Source organism: Sodalis ligni, assembly GCF_016865525.2.
In the GTDB taxonomy this organism is placed as follows: Bacteria; Pseudomonadota; Gammaproteobacteria; order Enterobacterales; family Enterobacteriaceae; genus Acerihabitans; species Acerihabitans ligni.
Genome location: NZ_CP075169.1, coordinates 4,518,610 through 4,534,313, shown reverse-complemented (window position 1 = coordinate 4,534,313; position 15,704 = coordinate 4,518,610). Strand labels below are relative to the sequence as shown.

The following is a 15,704-nucleotide window of genomic DNA, read 5'->3' as shown; positions in this document are numbered from 1 at the left end:
GAGCAAATAGATAAGTGAGGCAGAAATGACCGACGAAAGATTCCCCGTTCAGCAAACCAACATGAATGACATCCCCAAAGACTGGGCGCGCGAGGCTTATAAGGAATATTCGGCCCAATTCGGAACGCAACAATCTTTAGAACGGTTGGGCGAGCGCGCCGGCTTCAGTTGGGGCGAGTTGGTCATGCTTCTCTACCAGCGGATAAAGCGAATCGAAGCTGTGAGGAAGAAATGAAAGCATTCATTAAAAAAATCTGGGCATGTCTCAAAGAGAAGGTGACAGCCATCTACTTTAAACCAGTTACCGCGACGGCGGCGACTGAAACTCAAAAACCCGAGGTTGAACCCGTGAACAAAATTACTCTTGCCATCTTGTTAAATTCACAGCCCGCTGATGGCCTAAGCGCTAACACCATCCAGGCTTTAATCACTAATGACGCAGGCGCTCCTGTCGCTGGTGCTGTGGTCAATTTCTCCGTAACCTCTGGAGCCGTTACTCCTGCCCAGGGCACAACCGATGCAAACGGACAGGCAGTGGCCAGTATCACGGGCACTGCTGTCGGTCCCGTAACGTTAACCGCTATCCTGGAAGATGGAACTACGGCGAGTGTGAACACGTTGTATTTTGTCGCTGTGCCTGCGTCCATTATTGTTCCAGCTCCGGCTGCTCCGGCTGCACCCGCTGCAACGGTGGCCACAATCACTGTGGCCGAGCATGAATCCATTCTCGAAAAGCTGAAGGGCATCCTGATCTATTTGGGTCACGATATCGAAGACGTATTCGAGGAAACTGTGGCGCTGGCTAAAAAGCTGTAGGGGGGGGATCGTGGAAAACCAACACCGAAAAATCACCGGATATCGCGAGCTGATACCGGAAGAAATCGACCTGATGAATCGCATCAAGGCAAAGGGTGCTGAATTGCTGCAACTACAGGCTGAGCTGGTTGGTCGGCTAAGCACTGACACGGAAGTTAAGCGGGCTGACGCAAACCGCGCTGGTCCGTCCCATGCTACCAGTGAGTCCTTGGAATGGGAGCGCTTCCGTGCGGCTGAGCCGCAACGCTGGGCAGCTATCGGCAAGACCGATATTCAAACCGGCATCATGGCGCTGGTGCGCGCCGTGGCACAACCGACAGTGTAATAACGGAGAAAACGATGTTTACATTTGGGCTTAATCAGTTTGTCGAGATTTCAATCAGTGGTGAAATGGGCCACGTTAAAGGCCGCGCTGAATATGCCGATCATGCAAACGGCTATCAGGTTCACTACAAGGCAGCGGACGGTCGGGCAGAGGAAAAGTGGTTCGACGAAGACGAATTGACCGCGGTTGAAGATGACGACGACGGCGGTCCCGTCTTTGTCGTTAAGAAAAATAAGTTACCGGCAGATGTGACAACGGAGTAGCCATTACAGAGCGTCTATCCGTGGACGCTCAATAATGCCTAAAAGATGCATGGGCTACGCTTTAGGAGCTTCACCTACGGCCTCACTGATTATATCATCCGCTATCCTCAAAGAAGTAGTGAATTTCCCGCCCGGAAGCGCATCGTTGAGATATCTCCGTATCCTTTGGATGGCCTCATGCCCATCATCTGATTTTGAGATTTCAGTAAGAATCGCAACTAATAACGCTTCATAAGCGATGCCGTGATCATCCGGTCCCGATTGAATCCTCGAAACTGAGTTTGCCGAGCGAAGGCATGAGAGGTTCATATTTGCCATAAATGGTTTCCGCATTAATTAAGAGACACTAACAATACTCCAAACCCTGGGGATAAATATGACGGGCGTCGAGGATAATCCTTACCAAGTCCTTGGACGATACAACACCGGCATCCCGGTCCCGCCAGAAATTATGATAGATGAAGGCTGGTTTGGCGGACCTATCATAGACAGTTTCATAGGGCAGGAATATGGCAGATTTAAAAGACCTTTCCCGACAGCTTCAGACGATAAAGAAACAAATTCCGTTTGCGACCGCCCAAGCGCTAACGAATGTGGCTCGACAGATACAAGAAGCCGAAAAGCTGCAAATGCAAAAGGTGTTGCAAAGCCCGACACCATTTACCGTTAACGCGGTCGGCTCAGTTGGCGCCCGCAAGGATAATCTTGTCGCGAAAGTATTTGTCCGGGATATCGCCGCCGGCTATCTCGATCCGTTCGAGTTCGGCGGTGTGCATAAGCTCAACAGCTCAGCGCTGCTCAACCCCAAAGACATCAAGCTGAACAAGTACGGCAACCTGACCAGAACCAAGATGGCGCAACTCAAAGCGCGGACTGACATCTTCATCGGTACGGTCGATGGCGTCAATGGTGTATGGCAGCGGGTGAAGGCGCGAAAGGGCCGCAAGGGGAAGAAGCAGCGATTACCACGGTCAGCGAACGGGACGCGGCGTGATCGCGGTACAAACCCGAACACGCTGCGGCTGCTTATCCGGTTCGGTAATGCGCTGCCAGTCCACGAGCATTTGGACTATATGGCAACCGCTCAAACGATGGCTCAAAAATTGATGCCCGGTGAGATGAGCAAAGCGCTCGATGAGGCGATGAGGACGGCCAAATGATAGCCATTCTCTTTTGGGTCCTTCCCCGAGGGTCTTATTTCACGGGCATTGCGCGCCGCGTTCTGCGTCTAGCTATGAAATTTTGAAATTTGGGTAACAACTCCGCCAGGGTAACAAAATGAACCAGTCTGATTTTGCCAAATTGCACAGCGTCAGCCGCAAGACGGTAACGACCTGGAAGGCCCGTGGCTGGCTGGTTCTGGCGGGCGATGACATTGATGTCGAGGCGTCAAACGCCAACATTGAGCGGTACCGGAAAACTGTTACCCGCCCTGAGAAAAAAACGGCAGGTAACACGCAAGGTAACAAACAGGGTAACAAGTCGGGTAACAACCGCAAAGGTAACAGATCGGGTAACAAGCATGACGCCGATCGTGAAGAATCGCCGGCGCAAATCGCTGCGAGATTGGTAGCCGAGATGGGTGCGACCATGTCGATGGATGAGGCTCGCACACTAAAGGAAAACTTCTTTGCCCTGCTGGCTAAGTTGGAATATGAGGAAAAGTCCGGACAGCTACTGCCCTATAAAAATATGATCGAGGCTGTGGGGATGGAGTACTCACGCATGCGGACCCGGCTAATTGCCATTGCGCCCGAGCATGGCCCCCGGCTGCGGGTGCTGGCCTCAACCACTGATGATGCCGGGTTTGTGGCGGCGCTGCAGGAGGTGGTTTACGAGGCGATGGAGGAGTTAAGCCTTGATACAAACAACGACCGAGGGGATAGCTAACCCGACCGCATGGCATAACTTTTCCGGCGAACTTCTCTTCCGCCGTACCAATATCAGACCGCCCGAGCCCCTCTCTTTGAGTGAGTGGGCCAATAGGCATGCCGTTCTGTCCAAAGAGACCAGCGCCCAAACCGGGCGGTTTCGCTCGTTTGCCTATCAGGACGGCATCATGGATGCCATTACCGACCCGGCTGTTACCCAGGTATCGGTAATGAAATCGGCCCGGGTGGGCTACACCAAGATTCTGGATCATGTGGTCGGGTATTACCTGTCGCATGACCCGTCACCCATCCTGGTTGTTCAACCCCGCGTCGAGGATGCGGAGGACTACAGCAAAACCGAAATTGTTCCGATGCTGCGCGATACGCCGGTGCTATCGGAGATCACCGGCGACCCGAAGGCCAAGGACAGTAACCAGACCATTCTCAAAAAGCAGTTTATGAATGGCGCCAATCTCACTCTGGTGGGGGCAAACAGTCCCGGCGGTTTCCGGCGTATTACCTGCCGTATCATTCTGTTCGATGAAGTGGACGGCTACCCGGTGGCCGGGGCCGGCATGGAGGGCGATCAGATAGCCCTGGGGGTCAAACGCTCTGAGACATTCTGGAATCGAAAAATTGTCCTGGGCTCAACGCCTACCGTAAAGGGGCTCAGCCGCATCGAAAAATCGTACGGCGAGAGCGATCAGCGCAAATATTTCGTGCCCTGCCCACAGTGCGGTGAATACCAGGTGCTGGAGTGGGGCGGACCGGATACGCCGTACGGCATGAAGTGGGAAAAAGACGAGAACGGTAACGGGTTGCCGGAAACTGCTTACTACGTCTGCCGGCATACCGGCTGCCTTATCCATCACAGCGATTTGCCCGGGATGGTCAAGCGCGGTGAATGGCGCGCCACGGCACCATTTCATGGACATGCCGGCTTCCATATTTGGTCCGGTTATAGCCTGCATACCAATGCCGCCTGGAAATATCTGGTAGCGGAGTGGCTGCGGGTTAAAGACGATCCGCTGATGCGCCAGACGTTCATCAATACGACCCTGGGCGAAACCTATGAGGACCGCGGGGAAAAAGCATTGAGCGAGAAAAAATTAGCTGAACGCTGCGAAGTGTTCCCGGCCGAGGTGCCGGATGGTGTGGTGGTGATCACAGTCGGCATCGACACACAAGATGACCGGTTTGAACTGGAAATAGTGGGCTGGGGCCGCAACGAGGAAAGCTGGTCGATAGCACACGATGTCATTGAGGGCGACCTGGAGACGGATGAACCCTGGAGACGGCTGGATGCGTATCTCAAACAGGTCTGGCGCCGGGCAGACGGCCGGGGTTTTACCGTCATGGCAGGCTGCATGGACTCTGGTGGTCATCACACGCAAAAGGTCTACGAGTTCTGTAAAGAACGCATTGGCCGGCGAATCTGGGCAATCAAGGGCGAGTCGGCGCGCGGCGGCAAGCGTTCGCCGGTCTGGCCGACAAAAAAGCCCACCTCTCGGACAAAATCGCAATATCGCCCGATCATTCTGGGTGTCAACGCTGCAAAAGATTCGGTCCGCGCCCGACTGCACATTGAACCACCGGAGCCGGGTCAGCCCGCGGCCGGCTATATGCATTTCCCGGTAGAACGAGATTTAAATTATTTCAGCCAACTGCTTGCGGAACGGTCCGTGGTGAAAACCGCCGGTGGCCAGCGTTATCGCGTTTGGGAACAGTTGCCGGGCAGGGCGAATGAAGCGCTCGATTGCCGGGTGTACAACTACGGCGCGCTTTGTGGACTGCTCTATCTTGGACTGAAACTGAACGCCACGGCTGACGCTATCGCAGCTAATCCGGAAACATTGCAGCCGCCACCGGCGCAGCCCGAGGAAAAACCACAACTCCGTATGCCCGGGGTGATTATCTCGACGCCCGATGCGCCACCGGCGCGCAAGCGCATGTCCGATCTCTTAGCCTAAAGGATTTCCTATGTTTGATAAAAATACCAGCCTGCTGGCGGGCATGAGCACCGCGCAGTTGCAAACGGCGCTGGCTAACGCCCAACAGGCATATCTGGAATTATCCACGGGCGCGAAGGGCGTTTCATTTTCCTATTCCCAAGGCGACGGACCCCGGTCGGTGACGTTTACCCCCACCACCCTGCCGCAATTGATGGCGCTGATTCAGCTGCTGCAGGCACAACTGGGAACAGTGACTCGCCCGCGTAGGGCGATAAGGTTTCGTTACTGATGGGCGAAGTCAGAATCTTAGGCCCAAACGGCCAGCCTCTGGCGCCGACACGACCAAGGCCGGCAGCGCTTAACGGGAGCGGCCGGGTTCCCTATGATGCCGCCGACACCTTCAGCGATCAGCTGGCAAACTGGCAGCCCGCGCTTTGGTCGTCGGATAATGAGATCAATATCTACCGCGACCGCATGGTATCGCGGATCCGGGACCTGGTGCGGAATGACGGCTGGGCCGCCGGCAGCGTCACCCGTATTTTGGATAACGCCATCGGCGCCAATTTTCGGCCTATTTTCAAGCCGGATTATCGTGCGCTGGCCATCATAAGCGGCAATAAAGCGTTCGACGCTACCTGGGCGGACGAATACGGACGCGTTTTAGAGGCCGCATGGCGCACATGGGCGAATGACACCGGGCGCTATTGCGACGTTGAGCGCAAGCAGACCGTTTCGCAAATGATCCGGCTGGGATTTCGTCACAAACTTATTGATGGCGATGCGCTGGCCATACTGCAATATCGGCGGGACCGCCTGGGAAGAGGCAGGGCCCGTTACGCCACAGCGGTTCAGATTGTGGATCCCGACAGGCTGAGCAATCCCCAGCAGCAATTCGATTTGCCGCATACTCGCGGTGGAGTGGAAATCGACGAGGATGGCGCGCCCGTAGCTTACTGGATACGCCAGGCGCATATGGGCGACTGGTGGGCGGCAGAAAAAAGCCTGACTTGGAAAAAAGTCCAGCGCGAAACCCCGTGGGGCCGGCCTGTCGTTATTCATGATTTTGACCATGAACGAGGGGCGCAGCATCGCGGCATCGGTATCTTGGCACCGATCGTACAAAAAATGAAAATGCTCATTAAGTACGATCACACCGAACTGGAAGCGGCCATCATCAATTCGATTTTCGGCGCATATATCCAATCCCCGTATGATCCTGCGATGGCGGAAGATGCTCTCGGTCCCGGGAATGACAACGAGTTAGGGCGATATCAACAGGGCCGAGCCGAATTTCATCATGACCGGCGTATTTCGCTACAAAATGGTTCCCGCATGGTTGCTCTGTACCCAGGGGAGGAAATCGGTACCGTCAACGCCGCCCGGCCAAACAGCAATTTTAAGGAGTTTGAAAACGCGGTGTTGCGCAACATCGCTGCGGCCACGGGACAATCTGCACAGCAGATTTCCCAGGATTGGTCGGATGTGAACTACTCCAGTGCCCGTGCCGCGATGCTTGAGGCTTATAAGACGATGAGCCGGCGCCGTTCCGATTATTCCATGGGTTTTTGTCAACCAATTGCAACCGCCTTCACTGAAGAGGTGTTCGATATCGGTGATCTGCCGCTGCCTGCCGGCGCGCCGGATTTTCTGGATGCTCGGACGGAATACTGTCGGGCTAACTGGATGGGACCGGGGCGCGGCTGGGTCGATCCAGTCGCTGAGAAAAAAGGCGCAATTCTCGGCATGGATGCCGGATTGTCCACTCTCGAACACGAAGTGGCGGAAAACGAGGGCGAAGACTGGGAGGAAACGCTCGATCAGCGCAAGCGAGAGGTTGAAGCGTTCAAAGAGCGTGGCCTGACGCCGCCTAGCTGGGCTCAGGTCGATACACCGGCGCAAAAAACCATAACGGACCCGGAAACACGATGATTAATTTACCACACCTGGCCCAGCGGCTATTTAATGTGCCGCTGGCCATTCACCCGCTCAAAGCCGAAGTGGTTATGGCGGCGCTATCTGAGCGGTTCGGCATTACCCAAATCAAATCAGCTTCCGTCTGGGGCGACGATGAGGTTGACTCGTTCAGCCGTAAAAAGGGCAGTGATACCGGTTATGAGCTGGTAGAGGGCATCGCAGTGATCCTATCCAAGGCACGCTGGTGCAAAACTCGGCTCACTCCGGCCCTACAGCGGCATGACTGGCTATGACGGCATCCGACAGAGTTTCCTGGCCGCCCTATATGACCCCGACGTTAAGGGCATCTGCCTGGATATTGACTCCCCGGGCGGTGAGGTGGCGGGCTGTTTCGACCTGGTGGACACCATTTACAAATCCCGTGGCGATAAACCGATACACGCCATCCTGACCGAGAACGCCTATTCCGCCGCCTATGCCCTGGCCAGCGCCGCGGATTGCATCTGTGTGCCGCGCACCGGCGGAGTGGGCTCGGTCGGCGTCATTGTGATGCATGTTGACTGGTCGCAGAAGATTAAGAGCGACGGGCTGCAGGTCACCATCATCACTTATGGCGACCGGAAATACGAGGGAAACCCCTACGTTGAGCTGTCCGACACCGCCCGCGAGGCCATACAGTCGGATGTCGATGAAATCGGCCGATTGTTTGTGAGCACCGTCGCCCGCAACCGCGGGATATCTGAAAAAACCATCCGAGATACGCAGGCGGCCTGTTTTATGTCGGCGGCCGGCGTTGAATTGGGCCTGGCCGATATGGTCATGACCCCGGACGCCGCATTCCGGCACCTGTTAAAACAATCTGGAGAGTAACAATGGCATTTCTTAATTTTTCACACCTACTGGGCCGCGCTTCGTCTGCATCCGAAGAGGATGAGGACGACAAGGAAAAAGGCAAAAAGGCCCGTAAGGCTGAGGATGACAAAAAAAAGGACGGCGACGATTGTTGTGAGGAGGACGACGACAACAAGAAAGAGGGGAAAAAAGGTGCCGACGATGGCGACGATGATGACAGCGGCGACGATCCCGATGCTGAAGAGGATGACGACGAAGACAAGGATGAGAAAAAGGACGTCAAAAAAGGTCGCAAGGCCGAACGTGACCGCTGCGCCGCCATCTTCGCCAGCCAGCATGCCGCCGGTCGCCCGTCATTAGCCGCATCTTTGGCTTTTAATACCAATATGCCGGCTAAAGCTGCGATTGGTGTTCTCGCCAGTTCTGCTCTGGAGACTAAGCCCGGACGGCGCAGTCTCGATGAACGCATGGAGCAGGTCCCCAACACTACCGTGGGAGCTGACGGTGGATCAAATGGCAAATCGGCGCTGGTCAATCAGGCAGCCAGCCTCTACAACCAGGCAGTGGGGAATAAATAATGTCAGTTAATCAATTTGGCGATAATTCCTGGCAGCCCAGCGCTCGCCAGGATACGTTCATCCCGGATCAGTTGGTATCGGGACCCCTTCAACTGGTCACGGATACCGTGACCATCCTGATGGGGGGCGTGTATAAGCGCGGTACTGTTCTGGGTGTAATCACCGCATCCGGTAAATACATCGCGTCCGTAAAAACCGCTACCGATGGCAGCCAAAACCCGAGCGCTATTTTAGCGGATGACGTGGACGCCACCGCTGCAGATGTCACTGGCGGCGTGTATCTGATGGGCGAGTTTAATCAAAACCGCCTGACATTCGATGCCAGCTGGACTGTGACCACGCTCAAACCCGCGTTTCGTCCACTGGGCATATTCCTGCGCGACTCCATTCAGGCGCCCGCGTCACTGTAAGCCCGTAACCGATTAATTTTTCAAACGCTATCCGGCGTCCGCCGGAGGCTTTCGTGCGTCTATTTGTTGCGAGAACCCTATGAATATTTTTGATACTGACCAACTGGTACAGTTGATCCCCAATCTGAAAACCTCCCAGAATTGGCTGCTGGACCGGTTTTTTCCCAATGTGGTAACCAGCGAGACAGAGTTCGTTTCCATCGACGTCGATGTCGGTCTGCGCCGGATGGCGCCGTTCTGCTCGCCATTGGTCGAAGGTAAGTTGGTGGAAAGCCGTCGCTACCAGACCAATACCTTTAAACCGCCCTACATCAAGGATAAACGCGCCCCCGATCTGCGCAAACCGGTGCGCCGGCAAATCGGTGAGCGTATTGGCGGTGAATATACCGCGGCCGAACGCGAGATGATCAACATCCAATTCGAAATGGCGGATCAGATTGATATGCTCAATCGCCGTCTGGAATGGATGGCAGCACAGGCGCTGCAAAGCGCAATGGTGACGGTTACGGGCGACGGATACGAAACTACCGTGGTCGATTTTGGCCGCGATAGCGCACTGACTATTGCGCTGAGCGGCGCCAGTCTGTGGCCGACAGCGGTGGAGGCAGGGACAACCAACATTTTGCCGTCGAGTAATATCGAAACTTGGCAGGTGCTTTACTTGCAGAAATCAGGCGCCAATGCCACCGATCTGATTTTCACCCCCAAGTCATGGCTTGCGTTCCGCCTGGATACCTCTATTAAGGATACCGCCATTTCGTTCCCGTTGCTGTCTCCGTTCGGTAACCAGATCAACCCTGCAGCGCAGAACGAAAAAGGCGCAGTGTATAAAGGTCGTTGGGGTAACTTTGACCTGTGGCTGTACAACGATTGGTACCTGGATGCCACCGACACAGAACAACCTATGCTGGTGGACGGCGCAGTCATTATGTGCGGCGCTGGTTTGATGGGGACGCGTGCATTTGGCGTTATTCTGGATCCGGCATTCAATTATGGCCCGATGTCTTATGCGCCAAAAACATGGGTAATGCCCGACCCGGCCCAGCGCTATCTGATGATGCAATCTGCGCCGATTGTTATCCCCAGCCGGGTTAACGCCTCGCTGTGCGCTAAGGTGGTGGCGTAATGTCTAAAATTACTGAAGATGCAACCAAAACGGTCGAAGCTGTGGTACTGAAGGGTAAAACCGTGTACCACAACGGCACCAAATACCAACAGAACGCTCTCATCACTTTGGATGAGGCGTCTGCCGCTCATCTCATCAAAGCCGGTTTTGTCGCGACGCGGGAATCATTGCAGGCCGCCGCCGCGGAACAACCGGCAGCCGTGTCGGTTTCCACCCTGGATAACACCACTGTTCAGGGCCCGGTTGAAACCAAGGCATAACCATGGGCATTGATTGGGATATTAACCTCCTGGCTCCCCTGCAAGAGGTTTTCGGGGAGCCGGTGAACTACCGGCCCGCCGGCAGCGCAGCCTATGACATTACCGGGATTTTCGACCGGGCCTATACGCGGGATGTTGAGCCGCTCGACCCGGACGATCCCACCATCAACACCACGCTGCCGGTGCTGGGGGTGAGAGACGCAGTTTTTGTCTCGCCGCCGGCAAGAGGCGATCGTCTCTATGTCTATCGCGTCGATACAGTTTTTGTCGTCAAAGATATACAGCTCGACAGCCACGGCGGTTGCAAACTGCTGCTCAACAGGACCTCATCATGAATTCTGCAATGGTGCGCGGCCTGGTGATTGCCGCGTTAACAGGGAAAACGGATGCCGGTGACCGGGTTTACTCCCCGCGTGACTGGGCGACCAGCGCAGATATGTACCCGGCGCTCCTGGTGCAAACACCCTTTGAGGAAAAGCACTCTCTGGGCCGGAACGCCCCGCAGTTCACTACGGTCACGACGGTGCGCATTACCGGACTGCTGCAGGCGCTGGATAGCGCAACGGACGACGATGGGGCAAAGAAGGCCGAAATCGCCCTGGAGGCGTTGCGCGAACAGGTAGAGCGGGCAGTCATTAACAGTTACGATCTGACCCGGCAAACCCAACAGTTTAAATCTATCCGATCCACGATAGACGTCAGCGCCAGCGGCGAGGGCCATACGGCCCAGATGCTCTACGAACTGGATATCGAATATTACCAGGGGCCGGAGGATTTTTATCCGGTCGAATCTGTGCCGCTGGCCGGCATCGACACCACCATCAAAATGCCTGACGGCACCACCGAAACTGTGGTGACGGTAGACCTGCCCCAATAAATCTGGAGTAACCCATGTTTGTGAAACCCAATCCCGGGCGCGCCGTTCGCGACCCGGTTAAAGGCTCGCTATTGCCTGAATCCGGGGCGGAAGTGCCGGATAACAGTTTCTGGCGCCGCCGGCTGCGCGACGAGGATGTATCAATAATGCCGACCGCGACAGTAACTACCCCGGCGGCCGCAGTAATCGCCGCCAACCCGGCCCCGGCCAATACGGTAGTGGAGGATAAAAAATAATGCCGATCCCGTTCAGTACAATCCCTACCAACCTGCGAACCCCGCTGTTTTATGCCGAGTTCGACAATTCGCAGGCCAATACCGCAACCGCGACCCAGCGGACGCTGATTATCGGGCAGATGACCGGGGCAACGCCTGTCAGCGCCAACACGCCGATCATTGCCTCATCGCCCGCAGCTGTGGCTGGATTATTTGGCTCCGGTTCGATGCTGCATAATCTCATGGCGGCCTATGTAGCCAACGACACTGCCGGCAAAATTTATCTGCTGCCCCTGGCTGACGATGAGGACATGGTTGCCGCGGCTGGCAAAATTACCGTGACCAGTCCGGCATCCGCTACCGGCATCATTTCGCTGTATATCGCCGGGACGCGCGTTCAGATTTCAGTTGTGGCCACCGACGTTGTGGCGGATATCGCGGCCGCCCTGGCCGCCGCCATCAACGCCGCCACCTCCCTGCCGGTTACCGCGGAGGCCGCCGCCGCCATTGTGACGCTGACGGCCAAAAACAAAGGTGCGCACGGCAATGGCATCGATATTCGCCTGAATTATCAGGGCAGCGCCGGCGGCGAAGCGATCCCTGACGGACTGGTCCTGACCTTCACGCCGATGAGTGCCGGCGCTGGCTCCCCGGACCTGACCGACGCCCTGGCGAACCTGGGGGATCAGACGTTTGATTTCATCGTCAACCCCTATACCGATACTACGTCATTGGATGCGGTAAAAACCTTCCTATCGGACACCACCGGGCGCTGGAGCTACGCATCCCAGCTATACGGCCATGCCCTCGGCGTACTGGCCGGAACCTACGGCCAACTGACCGCCGCCGGCGAATTGCGTAATGATCAGCATGCCTCCCTTGTGGGGATTTATGACTCACCGACCCCAGCATACATTTGGTCGGCGGCCGTCTATGGGGCGATTGCCGGCAGCCTGCGTAATGACCCTGGCCGTCCGCTGCAAACCCTGACGGTTGCCGGTGTCCTGGCGCCGCCGCTGGCATCCCGCTTCACGCTGACTGAACGCAACAATCTGCTGTATAGCGGGATATCCACGGTGACGGTGGCCGATGACGGCACGGTCCAGATCGAAAACATCATCACGACCTACCAGACCAACAAATACGGCGATGCCGATGACAGTTACCTGCAGGTGGAAACGTTGTTTTTGCTGATGTATGTCACCCGCTATATTCGCACGCAGATAACCTCTAAATTTGCCCGGATGAAGCTGGCGGCCAACGGCACGCGGTTTGCGGCCGGTTCCGCGATTGTGACGCCGAATACCATCCGCGCCGAGCTCATCGCTCAATACACCACCTTGGAATATGGCGGCTATGTGCAGGACTCCGCGGCGTTCGCCGCCGGGCTGATAGTCGAGCAGAACGCCGGCAACCCAAACAGGGTAGACGTGTTGTGGGATGGCACGTTAATCAATCAGCTGCGCATTTTCGCGCTGCTCAATCAGTTCCGCCTGCAACCGACGGCATAAGGGGAATTCATGGCAGATACATCAAACCGCCTTGCGGGCACCGCGTATGTGACCTGCGACGGCATCACCATCATGGTGGCGGGGGCGTTTAAATACAGCCCTTCGACCGTCAAACGCGACACCCTGACCGGCATGGACGGGGTACATGGCTATAAGGAAACGCCCAACGCACCGTATATTTCCTGCCAAATCCGGGATAGCGGCGGCACGTCAATCAGTGATTTCAACGGCCAAACCAATGTGACGGTGGTGGCAGAACTGGCGAACGGGAAAACCATCATCGGTTCCGGCATGTGGGCGGTTAATACGCAGGAAGTGGATTCCACTGAAGCAACAGCCGACATCCGCTGGGAAGGCGGCTCGGTCACGGAGAATTGATCATGGCGGAACTGGAAAGAAGCAAAACCATCACGCTGGTCAAACCCATTTCGGACAACAGCGGCAAACAAACCTGGGAGGTGGTGGATCTTTGCGAACCAACGCTGTTGCAGGTGCAGCAATTCTACGACGAGCAGGCTAAGGCCGGGGCGCTTAGTGCAATGGGTTTACTCATTGCGCTGCTGGCCGGCGTGCCGCGCGAAGTGGTAAAAAAAATGGCCTTCACCGATTACAAATCCTGTGAGGGGTATCTGCTGGGTTTTTTGAACTACTCCCCGACGGCGGACGCTGGCGGGAATTGATTGCTGATGTGGCATTTTATTACCATTGGGGGCCCCAGGAAACATGGTCCCTGACCTGGCGGAGTTTGCGCTGGTGGGCGGAACAGGCCGAAAGGATCAATAAGGCGAGGGCATCGGGTGGCTAATTCATTTGATTTTGAGCTGAAGGCGGATGATCAGGTCTCTGAATCACTCCAGCGCATCCATGAGGCGGTTCAGAATTTATTGCCTTCACTGGATAAAACCCAAACCGGGCTGCAATTGGGCGGCCAGCAATCCGTTGACGGCCTGTCTACCCTGAGTGATAAATTTCAGGGAATGGCAAAAAACGCCCGGGACGGCGTGCAGTTCATTGGTGACATAGTGCCGCCGCTGAAAATGGTAACCGGGCTGACTGTGGGCCTGGGCGGCGTGGCTAAGGTCATCAACATTGTTAAGAATGGCGTAATGGGTTTTGCTGAAAGCGGTTACCGCATTCAGACGACCGCCAAAAATATCGGCCTGACAACCCGTGCCTTTCAGCAATTGACCGGCGCCATGATAGAAAATGGCGCCACCCGCAGCGACGCGGAAAATTCTATCGCCTCGCTCTATCAGCGTGCTAATGAAGCGGTGCAGGGGCGTGATAATAGTTTTCTGGCGCTGCTGGCTTCTAACGGCATCGGCATATCTAAAACCAAAGAGGGCGTGGCCGATGTCAATAAGCTGCTCGACGATATGCATTCCAGGTTATATAACCTATCGCCGGCGCTGCAGGCAGTATTCGGCAATGCCGCGGGATTGTCGCCTGACCTGCTAAACTACTTGCGCCAGTCCGGCGATGAAATACAGCGGCTCAAAGACCAGGCCCAGCGGGACGGGCTGATTTTCAGTAATCAGGACATCCAGAATGCCATGGCGTTCCGCGAGCAGATCAATCAGATCTCCTCGTCTTGGGACGGCATGTTGATGCAAACCCAGTCGTGGCTAGGTCAATCTGAACTGGTGAAAAATTCGCTGGAAGAGGTGAAACAGCTTATCACCCATGGCCCCGACAATGTCACCATGAGCAATATCATGGGATTCAATAACGGCGGCAAACAGGCGGATATGCTGCGCCAGGCCTATGGCGATGAGAATTTCAAAAAGACGTTATCTCTAAAAGAAAAATCGGATTTGTATCTGGGGTATGCGTCTCCCGAATTGATGAAACAGATCGACAGCTATTACAGGCCGGTCCAGCAGGCCATGCAGTTGCTTCAGGATGTGAAGACGTTGTCTGTCATTCCTCCCGCTTCCCCACAGGGCCAGCCAGCAGGTAATGCGTTAGGGATAAGGAATAATAATCAAGGAAATTTGCGTTCGGCGCCAAACAGTACCGGAAAGAATGGCGGCTTTGTGACGTTTGCCACGCCGAATGACGGCTTGGCCGCGTTATCCAGACAGTTGATGCTATACGGAGATCGCGGCAATAACACCTTGAACGGGATCATCCATACCTATGCACCCAGCAAGGAGAATAACACACAGGCTTATATCAACGCCGTGTCACAGCAAACCGGTTTCGACCCGCGTCAGCGTCTAAATCTGAGTGACCCGGTTGTTTTGCAAAAACTGATGACTGCCATCATTCAGCATGAAAACGGGACGCAGCCCTATAACCCTCTTGACATCATGAACGGCATCAATACCGCTATCAATGACAACCGTTGGAGCGGACTACGTAATCCCACGGTTTTGTCGGCGCAACGGGACGGAAATTATACGGGTAACGAAATACCGACGGTTATGCCGCCGTCTGACATAACTCCCATTCCACCTATATTGCCGGCTCAGCGAGGTGGGGGAATCATCGATAAAGATATCACGACGGCTTTACCGCCAGGCATTGCCCCTGTCCCTTCCATTAACGCCGGTACCGTCAATTCCTCCCAGGCGATTGCCGATGCTATTGCGACCGCGATGAAGGACAACAAGACCCTGATTGAATTGACGATGGTCAACAGTCAAACCGGGGAGAAAAAAACGATGACAGTCCGAGCCGGCGGCAAAATAACGACTTCCATGGAATATTAACTTTCACCGGCAGAAAACCC

20 protein-coding genes and 1 pseudogene are annotated in these 15,704 nt (G+C 55.4%); all 21 read left to right on the top strand.

The window, feature by feature from the left end; translation table 11 throughout:
- The first annotated feature begins 25 nt into the window (after nucleotides 1-25).
- The 21 genes and pseudogenes from GTU79_RS21230 to GTU79_RS21130 all read left to right on the top strand — a co-directional run bounded on the left by GTU79_RS21230 (nucleotide 26) and on the right by GTU79_RS21130 (nucleotide 15,684).
- Nucleotides 26-235 (top strand): hypothetical protein, encoded by a 210-nt coding sequence (locus GTU79_RS21230; RefSeq protein WP_203524645.1) that lies wholly within the window; start codon nucleotides 26-28, stop codon nucleotides 233-235.
- Nucleotides 232-816 carry an Ig-like domain-containing protein gene (locus tag GTU79_RS21225; RefSeq protein WP_203524644.1) on the top strand — a complete coding sequence of 195 codons (585 nt, stop codon included), beginning with the start codon at nucleotides 232-234 and terminating at the stop codon, nucleotides 814-816. Before GTU79_RS21230 ends, GTU79_RS21225 begins: the two co-directional genes overlap by 4 nt.
- Before the next feature lie 10 nt (nucleotides 817-826).
- Nucleotides 827-1,141, top strand: a complete 315-nt coding sequence (locus GTU79_RS21220) for an Acb2/Tad1 domain-containing protein (protein WP_203524643.1) — start codon at nucleotides 827-829, stop codon at nucleotides 1,139-1,141.
- Between the two features lie 14 nt (nucleotides 1,142-1,155).
- Complete coding sequence (locus tag GTU79_RS21215) at nucleotides 1,156-1,404, top strand: hypothetical protein (protein WP_203524642.1); 249 nt, start codon at nucleotides 1,156-1,158, stop codon at nucleotides 1,402-1,404.
- A gap of 509 nt (nucleotides 1,405-1,913) precedes the next feature.
- Nucleotides 1,914-2,564 (top strand): hypothetical protein, encoded by a 651-nt coding sequence (locus GTU79_RS21210; RefSeq protein ID WP_203524641.1) that lies wholly within the window; start codon nucleotides 1,914-1,916, stop codon nucleotides 2,562-2,564.
- Nucleotides 2,565-2,682: 118 nt separating this feature from the next.
- Entirely contained in the window at nucleotides 2,683-3,294 is a 612-nt protein-coding gene (locus GTU79_RS21205) for an RNA polymerase subunit sigma-70 (protein ID WP_203524640.1), read from the top strand.
- On the top strand, nucleotides 3,263-5,245 hold the full coding sequence (locus GTU79_RS21200) for a phage terminase large subunit family protein (protein ID WP_338091425.1): 1,983 nt from the start codon (nucleotides 3,263-3,265) through the stop codon (nucleotides 5,243-5,245). The genes GTU79_RS21205 and GTU79_RS21200 overlap by 32 nt, the downstream gene beginning before the upstream one ends.
- Before the next feature lie 10 nt (nucleotides 5,246-5,255).
- Nucleotides 5,256-5,516, top strand: a complete 261-nt coding sequence (gene gpW, locus GTU79_RS21195) for a gpW family head-tail joining protein (RefSeq protein WP_203524639.1) — start codon at nucleotides 5,256-5,258, stop codon at nucleotides 5,514-5,516.
- Nucleotides 5,516-7,156, top strand: coding sequence for a phage portal protein (locus GTU79_RS21190; RefSeq protein WP_203524638.1), 1,641 nt, complete (start codon nucleotides 5,516-5,518; stop codon nucleotides 7,154-7,156). Before gpW ends, GTU79_RS21190 begins: the two co-directional genes overlap by 1 nt.
- A pseudogene (locus GTU79_RS21185) lies at nucleotides 7,156-8,011 on the top strand (S49 family peptidase). Before GTU79_RS21190 ends, GTU79_RS21185 begins: the two are co-directional and overlap by 1 nt.
- Nucleotides 8,012-8,013: 2 nt before the next feature.
- Nucleotides 8,014-8,571: a hypothetical protein gene (locus tag GTU79_RS21180; RefSeq protein WP_203524637.1), complete on the top strand. Its 558-nt coding sequence runs from the start codon at nucleotides 8,014-8,016 to the stop codon at nucleotides 8,569-8,571.
- A complete protein-coding gene (locus GTU79_RS21175; RefSeq protein ID WP_203524636.1) occupies nucleotides 8,571-8,981 on the top strand; it encodes a head decoration protein in 411 nt (136 codons plus the stop codon). Before GTU79_RS21180 ends, GTU79_RS21175 begins: the two co-directional genes overlap by 1 nt.
- Before the next feature lie 79 nt (nucleotides 8,982-9,060).
- Nucleotides 9,061-10,107, top strand: coding sequence for a major capsid protein (locus GTU79_RS21170; protein ID WP_203524635.1), 1,047 nt, complete (start codon nucleotides 9,061-9,063; stop codon nucleotides 10,105-10,107).
- The gene (locus tag GTU79_RS21165) at nucleotides 10,107-10,367 is read left to right on the top strand and encodes a hypothetical protein (RefSeq protein ID WP_203524634.1); all 261 of its coding nucleotides are present in this window, start codon (nucleotides 10,107-10,109) and stop codon (nucleotides 10,365-10,367) included. The genes GTU79_RS21170 and GTU79_RS21165 overlap by 1 nt, the downstream gene beginning before the upstream one ends.
- Nucleotides 10,368-10,369: 2 nt before the next feature.
- Nucleotides 10,370-10,702: a head-tail joining protein gene (locus GTU79_RS21160; RefSeq protein ID WP_203524633.1), complete on the top strand. Its 333-nt coding sequence runs from the start codon at nucleotides 10,370-10,372 to the stop codon at nucleotides 10,700-10,702.
- Entirely contained in the window at nucleotides 10,699-11,244 is a 546-nt protein-coding gene (locus tag GTU79_RS21155; RefSeq protein WP_203524632.1) for an ATP-binding protein, read from the top strand. Before GTU79_RS21160 ends, GTU79_RS21155 begins: the two co-directional genes overlap by 4 nt.
- A 14-nt stretch (nucleotides 11,245-11,258) precedes the next feature.
- Nucleotides 11,259-11,480 carry a DUF2635 domain-containing protein gene (locus GTU79_RS21150; protein WP_203524631.1) on the top strand — a complete coding sequence of 74 codons (222 nt, stop codon included), beginning with the start codon at nucleotides 11,259-11,261 and terminating at the stop codon, nucleotides 11,478-11,480.
- A complete protein-coding gene (locus tag GTU79_RS21145; protein WP_203524630.1) occupies nucleotides 11,480-12,970 on the top strand; it encodes a phage tail sheath subtilisin-like domain-containing protein in 1,491 nt (496 codons plus the stop codon). Before GTU79_RS21150 ends, GTU79_RS21145 begins: the two co-directional genes overlap by 1 nt.
- A 9-nt stretch (nucleotides 12,971-12,979) precedes the next feature.
- Nucleotides 12,980-13,348 carry a phage tail tube protein gene (locus GTU79_RS21140; protein WP_203524629.1) on the top strand — a complete coding sequence of 123 codons (369 nt, stop codon included), beginning with the start codon at nucleotides 12,980-12,982 and terminating at the stop codon, nucleotides 13,346-13,348.
- Nucleotides 13,349-13,350: 2 nt separating this feature from the next.
- Complete coding sequence (locus tag GTU79_RS21135) at nucleotides 13,351-13,650, top strand: phage tail assembly protein (RefSeq protein ID WP_203524628.1); 300 nt, start codon at nucleotides 13,351-13,353, stop codon at nucleotides 13,648-13,650.
- A 117-nt stretch (nucleotides 13,651-13,767) separates the two neighbouring features.
- Nucleotides 13,768-15,684 (top strand): hypothetical protein, encoded by a 1,917-nt coding sequence (locus tag GTU79_RS21130; RefSeq protein WP_203524627.1) that lies wholly within the window; start codon nucleotides 13,768-13,770, stop codon nucleotides 15,682-15,684.
- Nucleotides 15,685-15,704: the final 20 nt, after the last annotated feature.

What these genes read in the sequence shown, in the direction of transcription:
- GTU79_RS21230 (WP_203524645.1), top strand. Translation starts at nt 26, where the DNA reads ATGACCGACGAAAGATTCCCCGTTCAGCAAACCAACATGAATGACATC.
- GTU79_RS21225 (WP_203524644.1), top strand. Translation starts at nt 232, where the DNA reads ATGAAAGCATTCATTAAAAAAATCTGGGCATGTCTCAAAGAGAAGGTG.
- GTU79_RS21215 (WP_203524642.1), top strand. Translation starts at nt 1,156, where the DNA reads ATGTTTACATTTGGGCTTAATCAGTTTGTCGAGATTTCAATCAGTGGT.
- GTU79_RS21210 (WP_203524641.1), top strand. Translation starts at nt 1,914, where the DNA reads ATGGCAGATTTAAAAGACCTTTCCCGACAGCTTCAGACGATAAAGAAA.
- GTU79_RS21205 (WP_203524640.1), top strand. Translation starts at nt 2,683, where the DNA reads ATGAACCAGTCTGATTTTGCCAAATTGCACAGCGTCAGCCGCAAGACG.
- gpW (WP_203524639.1), top strand. Translation starts at nt 5,256, where the DNA reads ATGTTTGATAAAAATACCAGCCTGCTGGCGGGCATGAGCACCGCGCAG.
- GTU79_RS21190 (WP_203524638.1), top strand. Translation starts at nt 5,516, where the DNA reads ATGGGCGAAGTCAGAATCTTAGGCCCAAACGGCCAGCCTCTGGCGCCG.
- GTU79_RS21180 (WP_203524637.1), top strand. Translation starts at nt 8,014, where the DNA reads ATGGCATTTCTTAATTTTTCACACCTACTGGGCCGCGCTTCGTCTGCA.
- GTU79_RS21175 (WP_203524636.1), top strand. Translation starts at nt 8,571, where the DNA reads ATGTCAGTTAATCAATTTGGCGATAATTCCTGGCAGCCCAGCGCTCGC.
- GTU79_RS21170 (WP_203524635.1), top strand. Translation starts at nt 9,061, where the DNA reads ATGAATATTTTTGATACTGACCAACTGGTACAGTTGATCCCCAATCTG.
- GTU79_RS21165 (WP_203524634.1), top strand. Translation starts at nt 10,107, where the DNA reads ATGTCTAAAATTACTGAAGATGCAACCAAAACGGTCGAAGCTGTGGTA.
- GTU79_RS21160 (WP_203524633.1), top strand. Translation starts at nt 10,370, where the DNA reads ATGGGCATTGATTGGGATATTAACCTCCTGGCTCCCCTGCAAGAGGTT.
- GTU79_RS21155 (WP_203524632.1), top strand. Translation starts at nt 10,699, where the DNA reads ATGAATTCTGCAATGGTGCGCGGCCTGGTGATTGCCGCGTTAACAGGG.
- GTU79_RS21150 (WP_203524631.1), top strand. Translation starts at nt 11,259, where the DNA reads ATGTTTGTGAAACCCAATCCCGGGCGCGCCGTTCGCGACCCGGTTAAA.
- GTU79_RS21145 (WP_203524630.1), top strand. Translation starts at nt 11,480, where the DNA reads ATGCCGATCCCGTTCAGTACAATCCCTACCAACCTGCGAACCCCGCTG.
- GTU79_RS21140 (WP_203524629.1), top strand. Translation starts at nt 12,980, where the DNA reads ATGGCAGATACATCAAACCGCCTTGCGGGCACCGCGTATGTGACCTGC.
- GTU79_RS21135 (WP_203524628.1), top strand. Translation starts at nt 13,351, where the DNA reads ATGGCGGAACTGGAAAGAAGCAAAACCATCACGCTGGTCAAACCCATT.